This is a genomic window from Vibrio sp. 1-2 (7-a) (assembly GCF_013048515.1).
Lineage (GTDB): Bacteria > Pseudomonadota > Gammaproteobacteria > Enterobacterales > Vibrionaceae > Vibrio > Vibrio diabolicus.
This window is the reverse complement of the sequence record NZ_VHSQ01000017.1, coordinates 25,017-42,813: the sequence shown is the minus strand read 5'-3', so window position 1 is coordinate 42,813 and position 17,797 is coordinate 25,017. Positions and strand designations below refer to the sequence as shown.

Genomic DNA, 17,797 nt, shown 5'->3' with positions numbered 1-17,797 from the left:
CTTTTCAAATGATTCGCTGAAATCAGCAATGCGATTAGCGCGTAATTAACGCATCGTTACGAACTCTTCAGAGCCCGTTGGGTGGATAGCCACAACAGAGTCGAAGTCTGCTTTGGTTGCGCCCATCTTCATTGCTACGCCGAAGCCTTGGATCATTTCATCTACCGTGAAACCGATGCCGTGTAGACCAACAACCGTTTCTTCTTCGCCCGCACATACAAGCTTCATCTTACATGGCTGACGGTGCTTAGTGACGGCGGTGTACATTGCGGTAAAGCCAGACGTGTACACTTTCACGTTGTCTTTGCCGTACTTCTCTTCCGCTTCTTGCGTTGTAAGACCGATAGTGCCGATTGGTGGGTGGCTAAATACCACAGTTGGTACCAAATCGTAGTCCATCTTCGCGTTTGGTTTGTTATTGAACAAACGCTCAGAAAGTTGACGACCCGCTTTCACTGCTACTGGCGTTAGCTCGATACCGCCTTCCATGATGTCACCCACACAGTAGATGCCTTTCACGTTGGTTTCTTGGTATTCGTCTACCTTAATGTAGCCTTTTTTGTTCGTTGCAACGCCAGTTGACGCTAGGTTGATTGCGTCTGTTGCTGGGTGACGACCGATTGCCCAAATCAGTTGGTCAACGTTTTGACTCTCACCGTTTTCTAGGTGCAGAGTTAGGCTGCCATCGGCTTCTTTTACCACTTCTTTTGGTACAGAATGGGTGTGCAGTGTTGGGCCTTCTGCGTCCATCACTTCAACCAACGTATCGATGATCATTGGATCGAAGCTACGCAGTGGTGACTCTTTACGTACGAACAGGTGCGTTTCTGTACCTAGTGCGTGCAGTACGCCAGCAATTTCAACTGCGATGTAGCCAGCGCCGACAACCGCAACGCGTTTTGGTTGCTCTGCTAGGTCGAAGAAGCCGTTTGAATCGATGCCGTATTCAGCGCCTGGAATGTTTGGAATAGTAGGACGACCACCAACCGCGATCAGAATGTGATCCGCAGTATAATGTTCACCGTTTACTTCTACGGTTTTCTCGTCAACAAACTTAGCAAAGCCTTTAATTACGTTTACTTTGTTGTTGCCAAGAACGCGATCGTAAGATTGGTGAATACGACCAATGTACGCCTGACGGCTCTCAACCAGTTTGCTCCAGTCGAAACCTTTCACGTCGACATCAAAACCGTAATCTTCTGCGTACAGGTTCATTGCTTCTGCGATTTGTGCGCCGTGCCACATCACTTTCTTCGGTACACAACCTACGTTGACACAGGTACCACCGAGATCTTGAGCTTCGATTAGCGCAACTTTCGCGCCGTACATCGCCGCACGGTTTGCAGATGCGATGCCGCCACTGCCGCCACCGATACAGATATAGTCAAAATGAGTCGCCATTACTTTCTCCAAGAGCTTATAAATTTTATTTGGTACATAGATAGATTGGGATGACCTTGCCCGAACTCAATGCCACCGTTATCCCACTATCATAAATCGAATGTAACGAATTCCTAAATGGGAAAAAGCGACATTACTTATGACAAATAGCGATGAGAGGCACAAAAAGAAGAATAAGCGCGATGAGAGGGCAAAGTTGAGAGTATAAAAAAGCGCAACGAAAATGTCGTTGCGCTGAGTGGTTTCGGTGCAGATGAGCTTACTCTGGCACAATCCAGTCCACTTTCCAGTGGCCGGTGGCTGGTGCGATCGCGTCTTGCAGGAATGGCAGAATCTCTTTCATCTGGCTTTCCAGTTTCCACGGCGGGTTAATCACAATCATGCCGGATGCCGTCATGCCGCGCTCGTTGGTATCGGGTGCGACACCTAACTCGATTTGCAGAATTTTACGAATGCCCAGTGCTTCCAGGCCTTCGATCATATCTTCGATGTCGTGACGGTTTACCACTGGGTACCAAATCGCGTAGATACCGGTTGCCCAACGCTTATGGCTCTGATGAATCGCGCGCACTACATCGCGGTACTCTTTCGCGAGTTCGTATGGTGGGTCAATCAGCACCAAACCACGACGCTCTTGTGGCGGTAAGCTGGCTTTTAGACGCTGGAACCCGTCCTCTTTGAAGATGCTCACTTGGCGATCGCGATGGAATTCTTGCTCCAACAATGGATGATCGGCTGGGTGCAGCTCCGTCAGCACCATGCGATCTTGTGGGCGGACTTGCGCGCGCGCTACACGTGGTGAGCCTGGGTAGTAACGCAGCTTCTCGCCGTTGTTGAGTACTTTGATGGCATCGATGTAGCTTTTGATATCTTCAGGAATGTTTGGGTTATCCCAAATACGAGCGATGCCTTGCTTGTATTCGCCCGTTTTTTCAGACCATTCGTGAGTCAGATCGTAACGGCCCACACCCGAGTGGGTATCGTGATAAACGAATGGCTTATCTTTTTGTTTCAGCGCATCAAGAATGAGGCTTTGAACGATGTGTTTGACCACGTCGGCATGGTTGCCGGCGTGGAAGCTGTGGCGATAACTTAACAAATTAAACTCTCGAAACACTCTTTGGTTGAGTGTGGTCTGTGATTTTCACTCTATGGCGGTATTATACTCAAGTAACTTAAAGATGTAGAACTTCCAATCAAATCCGTTCCTCTAATAGGGGCTCACTATTGAAATTTCTTTAAGTCACCCACACTTACTATTGGTAATCGAATTGAACTAGGTGAGTTTCTCGTGCTCAAAGAGTGTGAAATCTCATTTAGGTATAACAAGACTCAAGGACAGAGTAGCGCTCGTTGACTATATGGTCATCGCAGCATAGAGAAAGGGAACGGAGCTCCCCCAATCCATGTTGCTGGCTCGTCTGTACATTGAGTTGGCCTATCTACACAAAATAGACAGGCAATCACAGAGTCAAAACACAAAAGGAATTATTCATGTCTAATCCTCTTCTGACGTTTACGGACTTACCTCCGTTTTCTCAAATTAAACCAGAACACATCAAGCCTGCTGTTGAACAAGCGATTGCTGACTGCCGAGCGAAAATCGATGAAGTTCTAAAAGATAATGCTCACCCAACTTGGGACAGTGTGATTGCGCCAATTGAAGAAGCGGATGACCGCTTAAGCCGCATTTGGTCGCCAGTGGGTCACATGAACTCCGTGGTGAACAGCGAAGATCTGCGTGAGGCGTACGAAAGTTGTTTGCCAATTTTGTCAGAGTACGGAACTTGGGTTGGTCAGCACAAAGGCCTGTACGAAGCGTACAAAGCGATTAAAGCCAGTGATGCATTCGCAACGCTGACTCGCGCTCAACAAAAAACCATCACCGATGCGTTACGAGACTTTGAGCTATCGGGTATTGGTTTACCATCCGATGAGCAGCACCGTTACGGCGAAATCAGCAAGCGCATGTCTGAGCTCAGCTCTAAATTCTCTAACAATGTACTGGATGCCACCATGGGTTGGACCAAGCACATCACGGATGAGAAAGACCTTGCTGGCATGCCAGAATCGGCGCTGGCAGCAGCGAAAGCCGCGGCAGAAGCAAAAGAGTTAGATGGTTACCTCATTACGCTGGATATCCCATCTTACCTACCTGTCATGACGTACTGCGACAACCAAGAGTTGCGTAAAGAAGTGTACGAAGCGTATGTGACGCGCGCCTCTGATCGCGGTCCAAATGCTGGTAAGTGGGACAACTCAGAAATCATTACTGAGCAACTGAGACTGCGTCACGAAATTTCACGCATGTTGGGTTTCAATACTTACAGCGAGAAATCGTTAGCAACGAAAATGGCCGAAACGCCAGATCAAGTGCTGGGCTTCTTGAATGACCTAGCGACACGTGCGAAACCGCAAGGTGAACGTGAAGTGGAAGAGTTGCGTCAGTTTGCGAAAAGTGAGTTTGGCGTTGAAGAATTGAATGTGTGGGATATCGCTTACTACAGCGAGAAACAAAAGCAGCATCTGTTCCAAATCTCGGATGAAGAACTGCGCCCGTACTTCCCAGAGTCAAAGGTTGTCAGTGGTCTGTTTGAAGTGCTAAACCGCGTGTTTGGCATGACAGTTACTGAGCGCGAAGGCGTGGACACTTGGCACGAATCTGTGCGTTTCTTCGATATCTTTGACGCTGAAGGCGCACTGCGTGGCAGTTTCTACTTAGATCTCTACGCACGTGAGCACAAACGTGGTGGCGCGTGGATGGATGACTGTCGTGGTCGTCGTATTACGCTCTCTGGCGAACTGCAAACGCCGGTGGCGTACCTAACGTGTAACTTCAACCGTCCAGTGGGCGACAAGCCAGCACTGTTTACGCACGATGAAGTTGTGACACTTTTCCATGAATTTGGTCACGGCATCCACCACATGCTGACGCAAGTAGAAACAGGCGCGGTATCAGGCATTAATGGCGTACCTTGGGATGCGGTTGAATTGCCAAGTCAGTTCCTGGAAAACTGGTGTTGGGAAGAAGACGCACTGGCGTTCATTTCTGGTCATTATGAGACAGGCGAGCCGTTGCCAAAAGCGATGCTAGATAAGATGCTCGCGGCGAAGAACTTCCAGTCGGCGATGGGCATTTTGCGTCAGTTAGAATTCGGTTTGTTCGACTTTACTCTGCACACCGAATACGACCCAGAAGTGGGTGCACGTGTTTTAGAAACGCTGGCGAAAGTGAAAGAGAAAGTCGCGGTGGTTCCTGCGGTTGAGTGGGCGCGCTTCTCGCACAGCTTCGGTCACATCTTCGCTGGTGGTTACAGCGCGGGTTACTACAGCTATCTGTGGGCGGAAGTGCTGTCGTCAGACGCTTATTCTCGCTTTGAAGAAGAAGGTATCTTCAACAAAGAAACGGGTCAAAGCTTCCTGAATAACATCCTAGAAATGGGTGGTAGCGAAGAACCAATGGAGCTGTTTAAGCGCTTCCGTGGTCGTGAACCACAAATTGATGCGCTCTTGCGCCATTCTGGTATTGCAGCGTAAGCGCATACTGTCTTTCCAAAAATACTAAGGCCAACCATTCGGTTGGCCTTTTTTTGTCCATTTTTTATAAAAAATTCACGGATTCACACTGCGGTTAATTGGGTTCTGCAGCGATATCAATGTTTCCGTAGACTGAACCTCATCAATGGCTTGCAGCTTATCAATCAGCACAAATTGCAGTTCTTCAATTGATTTGCACATCAATTTGACGAATATGTTATACGCGCCCGTGGTGTAGTAAGCTTCAACGACTTCGTCGAGCGCGTTGAGTTTTTCTAGCGCGGAATGGTAATCACGAGCTGCGTTTAGGTTAATACCGATGAAGCAGCACACATCGTAGCCGAGCTTTTTGGTATTTACGATCACCTCCGTTCCTTCGATGATGTCAGCCGATTTCATCTTCTCAATACGCACATGGATAGTGGCAGGGCTGACATCGAACTGCTTGGCCATTTCTGCGTAGGGCGTTCTGGCGTCAGCCATCAGTGTTTTTAATATTGCGCGGTCAAGGTCGTCGAGTTTCGGCAGGCTCGCATTCATACTATTATTTCCGTTAGGGATAGAGTTTTACCTCCCTTTTATACTCATAGCGGATAGGATTCACAAGGTTTGGCAGGAGTAACTGCGGGTTAACTCCGAGCTATGGAGATAATGTGCAGCGTTTTCTGGTTATTGTCGCGCTATGTTGGAGCGCGTTTGCCGCGGCCTCAGATCCGAAAGTTTTGGTCGTGCACTCCTATCATCAAGGTTTTTTCTGGACGGATTCCATACAGCGAGGTATCGAGCAGCAATTGGGTGATCGATCGCTGGATATGCGCGTGCTCTATTTAGACTCGAAACGTAACCAGAGTGAGCAGTTTTTCGCTCAGCTTGAATCCTTATATCGTACGAAATTAAGCAAAGAACGATTCGATGCTATTTTAGTGAGTGATAACAACGCGCTTGAACTGATGCAGCGTTTGGCGCCGATCATCAAAGACACCCCGGTTATATTTAATGGAATCAATAATTATCATCCTTCTTTGCACCAATCTCTGAACGCAACAGGAGTAACAGAAGATGTCGATTTGGAGGCAAATTTAGCCCTCATAGAGCGCCTACACCCTGATTACACTCAAATTCTTATTGTCAGTGACCATTCCGTAACGGGAGAGGTATTACGCTATCAAATCGACGATTTTGTACATGAACATCCGCAATATCGCGACAAAATCGTGCAAGTTATTCCCGACAGTATCATTGACTTAAAGCAACAAGTGGCGAAGCTGAATAAAGATAAAGTCGTCCTGTTTTGGACCTATTACCGAGATAAACAGGGTGTGGTTGGCAGTGAACGTGACTGGATTGGCGTTAACAGAGCCTCAAATGCGCCGCTGTTTATGGTGCACGACATTGGCTTAGGGCATGGTGCGGTTGGTGGCGTGATCCAAAGTGGTTATCGGCATGGCATTGAGAGCGCTGAGATACTTGAGTTTGTGTTGGATAACCCTGACCAAGCTCTGCCAGCTGTGAAGAAAAGTGATTCTGAAATCAAGCTCGATTATCAAGCTGTAGTGCGCTGGGGGCTGGGGGCTGAGCAAGAGGTCTCTGCGGTATTTTTTAATAAACCGATGAAGTTTTCTGAGCGTTTTGCCAAAGAAATTCGCTTGTTTGGTAGCCTGTTTGTGGTGATGTCGGTGGTCATTTTGTTGATGGGTTACTATTTACAGCGGATGCGTCGCAGCGAGAGTGCCGCGCGAGAAAGCCAAGCCATCTTAGAATCGATTTTTGATCAGAGCATGCAGTATATGGGCATTTTGGATGCCAACGGTGTACTTAAATCGGGCAACGATCACCTGCAATCTTTGCTGTATCACCAAGGGCTGCGTTTAGACCGACCACTTTGGTTTCATCCCAATTGGAGTGAGAAAGCACAAGCGTTGCTTGAGGCGTATTTCCACGTGCCTCACCATCAAGTGTCGACGTTTGAGGCTGAAATTTGGAGTAAAGAGCACGGTACATTGGTGTTGGAAATTTCACTCAAGCCTTTTTCTCAGCAAGTAGGAAATCAAAAGCAATACTTGTTTGAAGCGCGCGATATCACTAGTCGTAAGTTGATGGAAGATAAGCTCTATCAACGCGAATCAACCCTGCGTAACTATTATGAGCAACAGCCTGTCATGATGGTGACACTCGACAGCAATAACCGCATTCAAGAAGTGAATCGATTTGCTCAGCTACTCCTTGGCTACAAACCGATGGACATGCTCGGACACCGCCTGAGGGAGTTTTATTTTGATGACAAGGTACTGTTTCCTCGCCAAGTGCTATTGCAACCCAATCAACAGGTGCATGGGGTCTGGCGACGTGAAGTCGAGTATCGCCATGCAAATGGTCATCGTGTTTGGGTACGTGAGAACATTCGTCCACTGAGTGAATCTGATCAGCTGTTGATTGTGGGTGAAGATATTACAGAAACCAAACAGCTTTCCGAGAAACTGGAATATCAAGCGCGCTATGACTTACTGACAGGGACTTATAACAGAAACCACTTTGAACTAGAGCTCAAGACCGCACTGCGTGAGGTGGACAGCCATCGTCGCGTCCACGCGATGCTGTACCTCGACTTAGATCAGCTAAAAGTCCTCAATGATACGGTTGGGCATGATGCGGGTGACGCGGCGATTCAATTTTGCGCCAGCATGTTAGAGGAAGTGCTGCCATACAATTCCATCTTGGCTCGAATGGGAGGCGATGAGTTTGCGGTACTACTCAAAGATTGCGACGAATACGGCGCCATTAATATCGCTAAACTGATCATCTCGACGTTGAGTGAGCATCTCTTTATTTGGGAAGATACACGCTTGTTCATCAGTTGTTCTATTGGTATTCGTATCATCGACCATACGGCAGAGACGCCGCAAATGGTGCATGCTCAAGCAGACTCTGCGTGTCATGCCGCCAAGGAGCAAGGCCGTAACCGCTACAATCTGTTCAGCTTAGATAACGAAGAGCTACAACGTCGCCAGATGGAAATGCAGAGCGTCAATCTGGTGCATGAGGCATTGTCGAATCAGCGTTTAGAGTTATTTGCTCAACCGATCAAAAGCTTACAACAGCACGATGCTCAGATGTATTTTGAGATTTTAGTGCGCATTCGCAATGGATATGGTGATTATGTTTCTCCTGCATTGTTTATTCCTGCCTCCGAGCGCTACAACATTGCGCATTGGATTGATAAACAGGTCATTACTCAAACACTAGAATGGTTTGAGCAACGCCCGGAGGTGGTTGAAAAACTCGGTCGTTGTTCGATAAACCTTTCAGGTCAATCTATGGGGAATCAAGAGTTTATCGATTTCTTATTGGAGCGGTTGGAACGTTCGTCCATGCCGTGTGAAAAAATCTGTCTAGAAATCACCGAGACAGCTGCGATGAGTAATCTTGAGCAAGCCATTGAGCTCTTCACCAAGCTCAAAGCGCTGGGTTGCATGATTGCATTGGATGACTTTGGTTCGGGCTTGTCTTCATTTGGTTACTTAAAGAAACTTCCCGTTGATATCGTGAAAATTGATGGTCTTTTCGTGCGAGATATCAACGTAAATGAAATGGACCGTGTGATGGTTCGCTCGATCAATGATCTGGCAAAACAGCTAGGCAAAGTGACGGTGGCGGAGTTTGTCGAAAACGAACAAGTCATGCAGCATTTGATCGATCTTGGTGTGGATTATGGCCAAGGCTACGGTATTGGGCATCCTCAACCGCTTTCTGAGTTAGTTGAGCGACTGACGGCTGAGTAGTCTTGTCATATCAAGCTCAACCTAGCATTGAGAGGTAACTTAGGTATACACTCAGCGCCAGTTACCGCGATTTTTTATTGGAGCCTCCTTTTGCAACTGCAATTGATCTGTGAAGACCCGTCTCAACAACCTCATCTGGATGAACTGGCTGCGCGCTGGCAGCTTTCTCACACTGACGAGAGCGATTTTGCTTTGGTGCTGACCACCGAGCGTTTAGAGCTGCGTAAAGTGGATGAGCCAAAGTTGGGCGCTATTTTTGTCGATTTAATTGGTGGCGCAGTGGGACATCGCCGAAAATTTGGTGGTGGTAAGGGCCAAGCCATCGCAAAAGCTGCAGGTTTGAACAAAGGGGCAACGCCAACCGTTCTAGACGGCACGGCGGGGCTGGGACGTGACGCATTCGTTTTGGCTTCGCTCGGCTGTAAGGTACAGATGGTGGAGCGACACCCGGTAGTCGCAGCGTTGCTGGATGACGGCTTAGCGCGTGCGAAACAAGACCCTGAAATTGGAACTTGGGTATCAGAGCGTATGTCGCTGATCCATGCCTCCAGTCATGATGCATTGGAACAGCTGGCACAAGATGAAGACTTTGTTCAGCCAGATGTGGTGTATCTCGACCCTATGTATCCGCACCCAGAAAACAAGAAGAAATCGGCGCTCGTAAAAAAAGAGATGCGCGTTTTCCAATCGTTGGTTGGCGCCGATTTGGACGCCGATGGTTTGCTAGAACCTGCCATGGCGTTAGCCACAAAACGCGTGGTGGTGAAGCGCCCAGACTATGCAAACTGGCTGAACGAGCAAAAGCCGACTATGGCGATTGAAACCAAAAAAAATCGCTTTGATGTCTACGTTAAAGCCTCAATGGCATAACTTCCTGACAGCTCAACTTTTCTTGTCACAGTACGGTGTATCGTGCTGTGATCAAGCCTCTCTTTCTGAATCGTTACTGATAGTTTTCTCTTGCTAATTCTCCTCCCTGACTGTATATCTAACTAAGAATTATTATTATTTCACTTGTTGTGATGCGGTCGATAATTGGGAAGCTGGAGTAGTAGAATGGCTAAACGCTTATGTAAAATGAGTCGTAAACAGATCGCGGCGGAGCTTGGCGACATCCATCGTTTAGTTGTCGCACCAAAGTTTGTTTGTCGCTCTTGCGCACGCTCTTCAGCGGCCAAAGATACCTTGTGTAAGCCAGCCGCTATTCCGCCGAAAAAATGCCAAGACAAGCCACTGAACGAGCAACAATCATGTGGCTTATTGGCTGAAGCGCTGCCAGTACAACCGATTCCTGTGACAACAAAACAAAGCAACGAAAAAGCAGCAATTGTGAAGCGTGTTGTTGAGCGCGTGAAAGAGAAAAAGCAAGCCGAAAAATCCTTGGAGCCAGTAAGAACCGACGCACCAGTATGGTTTGATTTAGCGGATAAAAAATCGCTTAAGAAAGCGAAAAAAGCACTGAAAAAGCACTATAAGCAGCAGAAGAAGTTGTTAAAAGTAGCGAAAAAACAACAAAAGTTACTTAAGCGTCAGCGCAAGCTGGAAGCGCGCAATGCGAAGCTAGAAGTGTTGTTGCCAACGTCGCCCAAGGTGTTGATGAGCGCAAGTTCGCAAATGAAAGTGCATTAATCTAATCCAAAAAAACGCTCTCCAGTTGGAGAGCGTTTTTTATTGTCGGTATGTGTGTTGGGAGCGGTTGCGTTACTTCTTGGCGTAGCTCATTTCGACGCGCTTTTTCACCCAGGTTTCGTTAATCCATAGCGATAGCATGATGATCGCACCGCCAATGGCGAGTCGCATGACATCAACATCGCGGTTCCAAATCACAATGTTCACAATCAAACCCGCCGGAACCAATGCGTTGTTCATTACTGCCAGTGCACCTGCGTTCACCATGGTTGCGCCTTTGTTCCACGCGAAGTAACCAAAACCGGAAGCAATTAAACCAAGGTACGTCAGAATGCCCCATTGCGTTGCGGTGGTGGGTAGTTTGTCGAGGTTGCCCATCAGAGCGAAAGCCACGGTTGCTACACAAAGCGCACCTAAGTAGAAGTAACCAAACACGGTGTGTTGTGGCAAATCAACCGGTTCACTTTCCATGATGTATTTGTAGCCCACCTGACCAATGGCAAAACAGAGGTTTGCTCCTTGTACGACCAAAAAGCCCAGCAGGAAGTCTTCATTAATGCCTGCAAACTTAATCCAGGCTGCGCCAAATACAGCAATCGCCGCGGTAACCAAATACCAAGGTGAAAAGCGACCTTTCAAGAAGTCATAGATCAGCGTGACGTAAATGGGTGTGAATACGGTGAACAGCAATACTTCTGGCACGGAAAGGAGCAAAAAAGATTGGTAGTAGAAGCAGTACATCAGACCGAGCTGAAAGCCACCGACCGTCATCAGTTTCGCGATTAAGGATTTGCTAACGCCACGGAATTTTAAAAAGGGAATGAAAACCAGACTCGCCAGTGCCACGCGCATGAACACCGAGAACCAAGAATCAACCTGACCAGCGAGGTAAACGCCGATCAGGCTAAATGAGAATGCCCAAAGTAGGGTAACTGCGGATAGATAAGCCATGGATGAGAATCTTTATCAACAACAAATGTGCCCGCAGTCTAACCAAGTTTTAACGTCGCGCCAATCAGTCTTTTAGCGGTACGACCAGCATATCGACTGGAGAGCAGTTAATCAGTTGTCGAGTCGAAGACAGAATCTTGCTCCAGAAATCTTGGTGATGACCACAAACCACCAAGTCGATACTGTAATCTTGAATGGTATCGCACAGCTCATTACTCAAATCGCCACTACCGACCAACGTATGGGCTATTGGGTATTGCGCATATTCTGCGAAATTCGCCAATTGTGTGCGCGACGCTTCCATTGCTTGATGTTGCGCTTCTGCCATATTGATGTCGATAAGCCCGGTGTAGAGCTCTGCGTAGTTCACGTCGATGTGAATAAAAGAGACTTTCGCATCCAGAGGTTTAGCCAGTGATACGGCTTTTTTAATCAACACTTTACTGTCGTCTGACAGGTCGACTGCCACAAGTATGTGTTTGTAACTCATATTGCTATCTCCTTGTAAGGTCATAGTTTTAGATTAGCACTAACCCCCAAAAAAATTTGCTGAAGTGATCTCATATCAGTGTCGTAGGTACAAAGTCTTGTCTCAGTAATCATGTTATAGTGGCGTTATACCCAAGTGACTTTGAGATGCGGAGTTCAGCGCTCCGTTACTGACTATAGTTCAAGTAAAACCTTGCCTCTGATGTAGAGCAAGTCAATCTCGCGGCGTCGTTTATTTCGAGGTTACTTGGGTATATTGCATGCACATTAATAGGAGTTAACATGCTGTCTCAAACTATGGTCGAACAATTGAATGAGCAAATTAACCTAGAATTTTTCTCATCCAATCTATACTTACAAATGAGTGCTTGGTGTGAAGACAAAGGTTTTGAAGGTGCGGCTGAATTTTTACGCGCTCACGCCGTAGAAGAAATGGAGCACATGCAACGCCTATTCACCTACGTAAGTGAAACTGGCTCAATGCCAATTTTGGGCGCTATTGATGCACCAAAGCATGATTTTGCTAGCTTAGGTGATGTTTTCCGCGAGACCTTCGAACATGAGCAAATGATCACGGAAAAAATCAATAAATTGGCACATGTTGCATTTACTAGCCAAGACTACTCAACGTTTAACTTCCTACAGTGGTACGTGTCTGAACAGCACGAAGAAGAGAAGTTGTTTAAAGGGATTTTAGATAAGATCGAATTGGTAGGTGAAGATGGTAAAGCATTGTTCTTCATCGACAAAGATCTAGCACAAATGGCGAAAGAAGGTTCATCTTCAATCATGGATGCTCCAGCTGCGTAAACGCGTTTTTTGACGCTATAAGTAGCGGGTAAAGACGAAGCATTGATCGTCTTTTTCTCTTGAGCATTGTTGAAGATGTAGGGAGGAAAAGATGATCAGTGGAGACACAATCTTATTTGCGCTAATGGTGGTAACTGGAGTCAACATGATCCGGTATCTCACCGCTCTTCGTTCTCTAATTTACATCATGCGTGAAGCGCATCCGTTGTTATATCAGCAAGTTGATGGCAATGGCTTTTTTACCACCCATGGAAATGTCACTAAACAGGTGCGTTTGTTCCACTACATCAAAAGTAAAGAATATCACCATCACCACGATGAAATTTTTACTGGTAAGTGCGAAAGGGTGCGTGAGCTATTTGTTTTATCGACCGCTTTGCTCGGTGTTACCCTACTCGCGGCCTTCATTCTTTAAAGAATCAATAATCTAGCGAGTTAATCTCCTAGGATTGTACGGGCATGCATAGCGCTTACCGTTTAAGCGCTTTTCCCCTTCGAGATTTGTCGGTAGAATGTCGCGCCTAGAAAGCAAGGATGTGCAATGTGCACATCCTTTTTTATTTCGATTCGATACCAATCAGTCTAAGAGCTACCGATGAGTAAGAAATTTGATGTTGTTGTAATTGGCGCAGGCGCAGCGGGTTTGATGTGTGCTGCAGAAGCCGGCAAGCGAGGCCGCCGTGTTTTGGTGCTCGATCATGCTAAAAAGCCAGGACGTAAAATCCTTATCTCAGGCGGTGGCCGTTGTAATTTCACTAACTACGACGTCTCAGCCAGCAACTACCTATGCCAAAACCCGCATTTCGTTAAGTCGGCGCTTTCTCAATACACCAACTGGGATTTTATCTCGATGGTGTGTAAGCATGGTATTGAATTTGAAGAGCGCGATCACGGTCAGCTGTTTTGTGTCGATGCGTTTACGGCTAAAGACATCGTGAAGATGCTGTTGGCTGAGTGTGACATGCCGAATATCGAGCAGCGTTACCAATGCGATGTTCACTCAATTGAGAAAATCGATGAAGGTTTTCGTTTGCACGCGGGTACCGAGCCAGTTGAGTGTGAGTCTTTAGTTATCGCAACAGGTGGCTTGTCGATGCCAAAACTGGGGGCGACACCATTTGGTTATAAAGTCGCGGAACAATTTGGTCTTCGAGTTATCCCAACTACGGCAGGGCTGGTGCCATTTACGTTGCATAAAGAAGACAAAGAAGACTTTGCTGAGTTATCTGGTATCGCGGTACCTGCGGAAATTACAGCTGAAGATGGCACCATGTTCAAAGAAGCCCTGTTGTTCACACATCGTGGTTTATCTGGCCCAGCCGTTTTACAGATTTCATCATTCTGGCGAGCGGGGCAAAAGGTGTCGATTAATCTGGTGCCAAACGATGATGTTGCCGAGTTATTAGAATGCAGCCGTGAAAAGCACCCGAATCAGTCGCTCAAAAATACGCTCGCTAAAGTGCTACCAAAGCGCTTGGTTGAAGTCTTGATTGAACGTAAAGAGCTGGTCGATAAACCGTTAAAGCAGTTCAATCAAAAGGAGCTTGCGGCGATTGTGGCGCGTTTAGAACATTGGGATATCGCCCCGAATGGCACTGAAGGCTACCGAACCGCGGAAGTGACGCTCGGTGGTGTGGACACCGATCACTTATCTTCTAAAACTATGGAATGCAAAAACATCAAAGGGCTGTACTTCATTGGTGAAGTCATGGATGTGACTGGCTGGTTAGGGGGCTATAATTTTCAGTGGTGCTGGTCGAGCGGCTTTGTCGCGGGTCAGTGGGTGTAATCAAACGCTATACATCCGCATCAAAGATAAGATAAAAAAGAGCACTGAATCGTATTCCGTGCTCTTTTTATATTCTCATTGTATTCCCACAGCGAGTTACTCGTCTTGATACTTTTCGAGTTTGTTATAGAGCGTTTTAACGCTAATGCCTAACTCTTGCGCAGATTCCGTTTTATTGCCTTGATTCTCTTCAAGCGTATTGAGAATGGCGGCTTTTTCTAGCTCTTCTAGCGAAACGCCCGCTGGAACAAGGTCTTCGATGCTTGTGCCTGTTTCCAATGGTGGTGTATCGAATATCAGGTGTTCATCTCGGATGGTGTCATCAGCCAAAATAAATGCACGCTCGATCGTGTGTTTGAGCTCACGGACATTACCTGGCCAATCGTGTGCAGCGATTTTTTGGATGGCAGAATCAAGAATGGTTTTGGTTTTAGCCTCATTTGCGTTGCGGTGCGCGATAAAGTGTTTAGCCAGACCGACGATGTCACCGCCTCGATCTCGCAGTGGCGGTATCGTTAATGGGAAGTGCGATAAACGGAAAAACAGATCTTCACGCAGGAACTGCTCTTCAATGGCGACTTTAGGATCACGGTTGGTGGCGGCAATGATGCGAGTGTTGGCGATATGCACTGTATTACTGCCCACTGGGCGATATTCTCCGGTTTCCAACACACGCAATAGCTTCACTTGATGCTCGATAGGCATCTCGGTGATTTCATCCAAAAACAGCGTGCCGCCTTCTGCCTGTTTAAATACACCTTGGTGAGTTTTATTCGCTCCGGTAAAGGCGCCTTTTTCATGGCCAAACAGTTCACTATCGACCAATTCTGGGCTAATCGCACCACAGTTAATCGCGATAAAGGGTTGTTGCTTGCGATCACTGGCTAAATGAATGGTCTGTGCGACTAACTCTTTACCCGAGCCGCTTTCACCGACAATGAGGACGTTGGCTTCTGTTTTTGCGACGCGTCGGATCATGCGATAGAGCTGATGCATTGGCGATGAGGACCCCACCAAAAGGCCAAATTGGTCGAGATCGCTAGTGGACACTTTACGTCCTTGATCTTGTTTTTGCTGATAGTACTGGCTGACTTCGCTTAGGGTGTCCGTCAAAATGGCAATATCGACGGGTTTTCTGTAGTGAAAAATTGCACCTAAGTTCATTAGCTTATCCAAATTTTCGTTTGGAGCACCAGAGCTAATTATGATCAAGTCCATATCGTAGATGTCTTCGATATTAGAAAGGCGCTGGTAATCTACGCTAGTAAAGTGGGCGACTTCAACAATCGCAACTTCCGGCTTGAGTTGTAGGAAATCTTCAATCCAACTATCTGCGGCATCGGTATTATGCAGACGAAATTTGTTCAGTTCCTGGCAAGAGGCGATAGCATCTTTAAGTGTCGGGTCTTGTATTCGTAGAAACAGGCTTGGCAACGACATAGAAATGTCCTCTTTACTATGACAGAAACAATGTACGTGGATTATTCTAAGTGCACAAGACAAAATATTGTCAGCAGAGATTTAAGGGTCTGTAGGCTATTTTAATGTTGTTGAACCTATCTTGGTATATATCAGTAATAATTCTGATAAATATTGCTTCTTTATTCGGTTGTCTCACGCTTTAAATAATAGTTCTGCGATTAAGTGAAGTCGAAGAAATAATGTCTCATCTTTTGTTGGCGTATTATGTAATTGATTGCGAAATTATTAACGATTAAAAATTACATTTCTTCTGTGTAAATAATTCATGCTTATATTTTCTTGTTCGTCTTATTTTTACCTCTTGTTTTTATTATTCCTTTAAAAACAATTAGTTAAAAACTTGGCACATAGTTTGCCCCTATGGAAATACAACGTCAATAAAGGAGAATTACCATGAATAACATCGCAGCTAAAATTGTACTTACGTCAGTTCTTGCTACTTCATCTACAGCAGTCTTAGCGAGTGATAAATGGGAAAAAGAATCCATGGACGCTTGGCTAGATGGTAAAGCCGAAACTACGCTGCTGCTAAACAGTAACCTTAACTCTTTTGATATCAACACCGATGTTGAAAATCAGGTAGTTACCCTTTCTGGTTCGGTAAACAATGACCTTGAAAAATCGCTTGCCGAAGAGCTTGTAACAGGTCTTGATGGTGTGAAAGAAGTAAATAACGAATTGTCAGTGGTGAATGAAGGTAAGAAAGAAACCGATTCAGAGGCATTAGCCACACTGACCGACTCTAAAATCACGACTATAGTTAAAACGCGCCTACTGATGGATACCAATGTAAGTGGTACGGACATTGATGTAACGACGGAACGTAAAACGGTAACGTTGGCAGGTAAGGTTAATTCAGATGCGGAGCATGATCTTGCACTTTCAATTGCAAATAATACCAATGATGTAAATAAGGTGATTGATAAGCTAGAAGTGGTTCAATAATAACGAGCCGAGTGACCGAACCCAATTTTATTAGGAGGTAACACTATGGTTCGTTGGATGTTTATTTTTCTGGCTTTGGCACTGGTTTCTGCACTACTAGGTTTTACTGGTATTGCAGGGGCGGCGGCCTCTATCGCGCAAGTGATATTTTACCTATTCCTATTGTCATTAATTGTATCAATAGTGATTGTTCTGCTAGGAAGAAAAAACGTAAATAGATAGGAGATTTCATGCGACTTACGTCATTAATTTACCGTATCGCCGCAGTATTTGGTTTGGTGTTCGCACTGGCTGCTTGTAGTGAAGAAGGGCCAATGGAACAGGCAGGCAAGAAGATAGATGAAGCCGCCGAAGAAACTCAAAATGCGATTGAAGATGAGTGTGAAAATATTAAAGAGAACTTGAACGCAGAAGACCAAGATTGTTAGTCGAGTCAGGTCAGCTTTTTGTTCACAGCAATGTAAGAGAAGGGCGGTCAATCACCGCCCTTCCTTTTATCCCAAGTGTTTACAATCAGATGAGGAGTCAAAGATGAAAAACATATTTGATGTACTAAAAGAGAGTCATGAAAAGCAACGCCTTTTACTCGATGCTCTGATGGAAACGTCTGGAGATTCCCCTGCACGCGAAGAGTTTTACCACAATCTGAAGGATGAACTCGAACAGCACGCCGCCGCAGAAGAGCGTTTTTTCTACGCGCCTTTAATCGAGAGCGATAAAACCATCGATCTTACTCGTCATGGCATCGCAGAGCACCACGAGATTGATAAAGTGATTGCACAGCTTGATGCAACCGACATGAGCTCGCCAGCATGGCTCAACCTCATGAAAACTTTGCGTCACAAAGTATTGCACCACCTCGAAGAAGAAGAGCAGCGTTTTTTCCAATTGGCCGGTAAGGTGATGACCGATCAGCAGAAAATGAAACTAGCGGATAGCTACGTCGAAGAAATGGCTAGTTAGGTGGAGTATTGGTCCTTTTCGT

The 17,797-nt window shown here is 46.2% G+C and carries 17 protein-coding genes; 11 read left to right on the top strand and 6 right to left on the bottom strand.

The annotated features are described in order from the left end of the window. Positions 1–45: 45 nt before the first annotated feature. Together gorA and FKN08_RS22325 are read right to left on the bottom strand one after the other, a co-directional pair. Positions 46–1,401 carry a glutathione-disulfide reductase gene (gorA, locus tag FKN08_RS22330; protein WP_170892879.1) on the bottom strand — a complete coding sequence of 452 codons (1,356 nt, stop codon included), beginning with the start codon at positions 1,399–1,401 and terminating at the stop codon, positions 46–48. A 259-nt stretch (positions 1,402–1,660) separates the two neighbouring features. Continuing rightward, on the bottom strand, positions 1,661–2,500 hold the full coding sequence (locus FKN08_RS22325) for a 23S rRNA (adenine(2030)-N(6))-methyltransferase RlmJ (protein ID WP_012841238.1): 840 nt from the start codon (positions 2,498–2,500) through the stop codon (positions 1,661–1,663). Positions 2,501–2,895: 395 nt separating this feature from the next. On the opposite strand from FKN08_RS22325, the gene prlC reads away from it, so the two are divergent. After that, on the top strand, positions 2,896–4,938 hold the full coding sequence (gene prlC / locus FKN08_RS22320) for an oligopeptidase A (RefSeq protein ID WP_006741761.1): 2,043 nt from the start codon (positions 2,896–2,898) through the stop codon (positions 4,936–4,938). Between the two features lie 75 nt (positions 4,939–5,013). Here prlC and asnC read toward each other — a convergent pair whose 3' ends face one another. Continuing rightward, complete coding sequence (gene asnC, locus FKN08_RS22315; RefSeq protein ID WP_005394393.1) at positions 5,014–5,478, bottom strand: transcriptional regulator AsnC; 465 nt, start codon at positions 5,476–5,478, stop codon at positions 5,014–5,016. Positions 5,479–5,591: 113 nt separating this feature from the next. On the opposite strand from asnC, the gene FKN08_RS22310 reads away from it, so the two are divergent. The 3 genes from FKN08_RS22310 to FKN08_RS22300 all read left to right on the top strand — a co-directional run bounded on the left by FKN08_RS22310 (position 5,592) and on the right by FKN08_RS22300 (position 10,346). Then, entirely contained in the window at positions 5,592–8,717 is a 3,126-nt protein-coding gene (locus FKN08_RS22310) for an EAL domain-containing protein (protein ID WP_170892878.1), read from the top strand. Between the two features lie 90 nt (positions 8,718–8,807). After that, a complete protein-coding gene (locus FKN08_RS22305) occupies positions 8,808–9,587 on the top strand; it encodes a class I SAM-dependent methyltransferase (protein WP_170892877.1) in 780 nt (259 codons plus the stop codon). Positions 9,588–9,773: 186 nt separating this feature from the next. Beyond that, entirely contained in the window at positions 9,774–10,346 is a 573-nt protein-coding gene (locus FKN08_RS22300; RefSeq protein WP_170892876.1) for a hypothetical protein, read from the top strand. A 72-nt stretch (positions 10,347–10,418) separates the two neighbouring features. Here the strand turns inward: FKN08_RS22300 and FKN08_RS22295 are convergent, their stop codons facing one another. Together FKN08_RS22295 and uspA are read right to left on the bottom strand one after the other, a co-directional pair. Then, on the bottom strand, positions 10,419–11,297 hold the full coding sequence (locus tag FKN08_RS22295) for a carboxylate/amino acid/amine transporter (RefSeq protein ID WP_006741764.1): 879 nt from the start codon (positions 11,295–11,297) through the stop codon (positions 10,419–10,421). Positions 11,298–11,361: 64 nt separating this feature from the next. Further along, positions 11,362–11,787: a universal stress protein UspA gene (uspA, locus tag FKN08_RS22290; RefSeq protein WP_005379165.1), complete on the bottom strand. Its 426-nt coding sequence runs from the start codon at positions 11,785–11,787 to the stop codon at positions 11,362–11,364. A 281-nt stretch (positions 11,788–12,068) separates the two neighbouring features. Between uspA and ftnA the strand changes: the two genes are divergently transcribed. From ftnA to FKN08_RS22275, 3 genes are all read left to right on the top strand, one after another. Further along, entirely contained in the window at positions 12,069–12,596 is a 528-nt protein-coding gene (gene ftnA / locus FKN08_RS22285) for a non-heme ferritin (protein WP_005379167.1), read from the top strand. A 91-nt stretch (positions 12,597–12,687) separates the two neighbouring features. Next, complete coding sequence (gene uspB, locus FKN08_RS22280; protein ID WP_005394407.1) at positions 12,688–13,011, top strand: universal stress protein UspB; 324 nt, start codon at positions 12,688–12,690, stop codon at positions 13,009–13,011. A gap of 180 nt (positions 13,012–13,191) precedes the next feature. After that, complete coding sequence (locus FKN08_RS22275; protein ID WP_170892875.1) at positions 13,192–14,385, top strand: NAD(P)/FAD-dependent oxidoreductase; 1,194 nt, start codon at positions 13,192–13,194, stop codon at positions 14,383–14,385. Between the two features lie 96 nt (positions 14,386–14,481). Here the strand turns inward: FKN08_RS22275 and FKN08_RS22270 are convergent, their stop codons facing one another. After that, positions 14,482–15,825, bottom strand: coding sequence for a sigma-54 dependent transcriptional regulator (locus tag FKN08_RS22270; RefSeq protein ID WP_170892874.1), 1,344 nt, complete (start codon positions 15,823–15,825; stop codon positions 14,482–14,484). 435 nt (positions 15,826–16,260) lie between these two features. Here FKN08_RS22270 and FKN08_RS22265 point away from each other — a divergent pair, with 435 nt between their 5' ends. From FKN08_RS22265 to FKN08_RS22250, 4 genes are all read left to right on the top strand, one after another. After that, entirely contained in the window at positions 16,261–16,812 is a 552-nt protein-coding gene (locus tag FKN08_RS22265) for a BON domain-containing protein (RefSeq protein WP_047009372.1), read from the top strand. A 45-nt stretch (positions 16,813–16,857) separates the two neighbouring features. Beyond that, a complete protein-coding gene (locus FKN08_RS22260; protein ID WP_012841233.1) occupies positions 16,858–17,034 on the top strand; it encodes a DUF1328 family protein in 177 nt (58 codons plus the stop codon). Between the two features lie 8 nt (positions 17,035–17,042). Further along, entirely contained in the window at positions 17,043–17,240 is a 198-nt protein-coding gene (locus FKN08_RS22255) for a hypothetical protein (RefSeq protein ID WP_048624594.1), read from the top strand. 103 nt (positions 17,241–17,343) lie between these two features. Further along, on the top strand, positions 17,344–17,775 hold the full coding sequence (locus FKN08_RS22250; protein WP_005394414.1) for a hemerythrin domain-containing protein: 432 nt from the start codon (positions 17,344–17,346) through the stop codon (positions 17,773–17,775). Positions 17,776–17,797: the final 22 nt, after the last annotated feature.

Excerpts from the sequence above, each read along its gene's own strand:
- uspA (WP_005379165.1), bottom strand. The coding sequence starts at position 11,787 with ATGAGTTACAAACACATACTTGTGGCAGTCGACCTGTCAGACGACAGT.
- asnC (WP_005394393.1), bottom strand. The coding sequence starts at position 5,478 with ATGAATGCGAGCCTGCCGAAACTCGACGACCTTGACCGCGCAATATTA.
- FKN08_RS22255 (WP_048624594.1), top strand. The coding sequence starts at position 17,043 with ATGCGACTTACGTCATTAATTTACCGTATCGCCGCAGTATTTGGTTTG.
- FKN08_RS22265 (WP_047009372.1), top strand. The coding sequence starts at position 16,261 with ATGAATAACATCGCAGCTAAAATTGTACTTACGTCAGTTCTTGCTACT.
- gorA (WP_170892879.1), bottom strand. The coding sequence starts at position 1,401 with ATGGCGACTCATTTTGACTATATCTGTATCGGTGGCGGCAGTGGCGGC.
- FKN08_RS22300 (WP_170892876.1), top strand. The coding sequence starts at position 9,774 with ATGGCTAAACGCTTATGTAAAATGAGTCGTAAACAGATCGCGGCGGAG.
- FKN08_RS22275 (WP_170892875.1), top strand. The coding sequence starts at position 13,192 with ATGAGTAAGAAATTTGATGTTGTTGTAATTGGCGCAGGCGCAGCGGGT.
- uspB (WP_005394407.1), top strand. The coding sequence starts at position 12,688 with ATGATCAGTGGAGACACAATCTTATTTGCGCTAATGGTGGTAACTGGA.
- FKN08_RS22260 (WP_012841233.1), top strand. The coding sequence starts at position 16,858 with ATGGTTCGTTGGATGTTTATTTTTCTGGCTTTGGCACTGGTTTCTGCA.
- FKN08_RS22270 (WP_170892874.1), bottom strand. The coding sequence starts at position 15,825 with ATGTCGTTGCCAAGCCTGTTTCTACGAATACAAGACCCGACACTTAAA.
- ftnA (WP_005379167.1), top strand. The coding sequence starts at position 12,069 with ATGCTGTCTCAAACTATGGTCGAACAATTGAATGAGCAAATTAACCTA.
- prlC (WP_006741761.1), top strand. The coding sequence starts at position 2,896 with ATGTCTAATCCTCTTCTGACGTTTACGGACTTACCTCCGTTTTCTCAA.
- FKN08_RS22295 (WP_006741764.1), bottom strand. The coding sequence starts at position 11,297 with ATGGCTTATCTATCCGCAGTTACCCTACTTTGGGCATTCTCATTTAGC.
- FKN08_RS22250 (WP_005394414.1), top strand. The coding sequence starts at position 17,344 with ATGAAAAACATATTTGATGTACTAAAAGAGAGTCATGAAAAGCAACGC.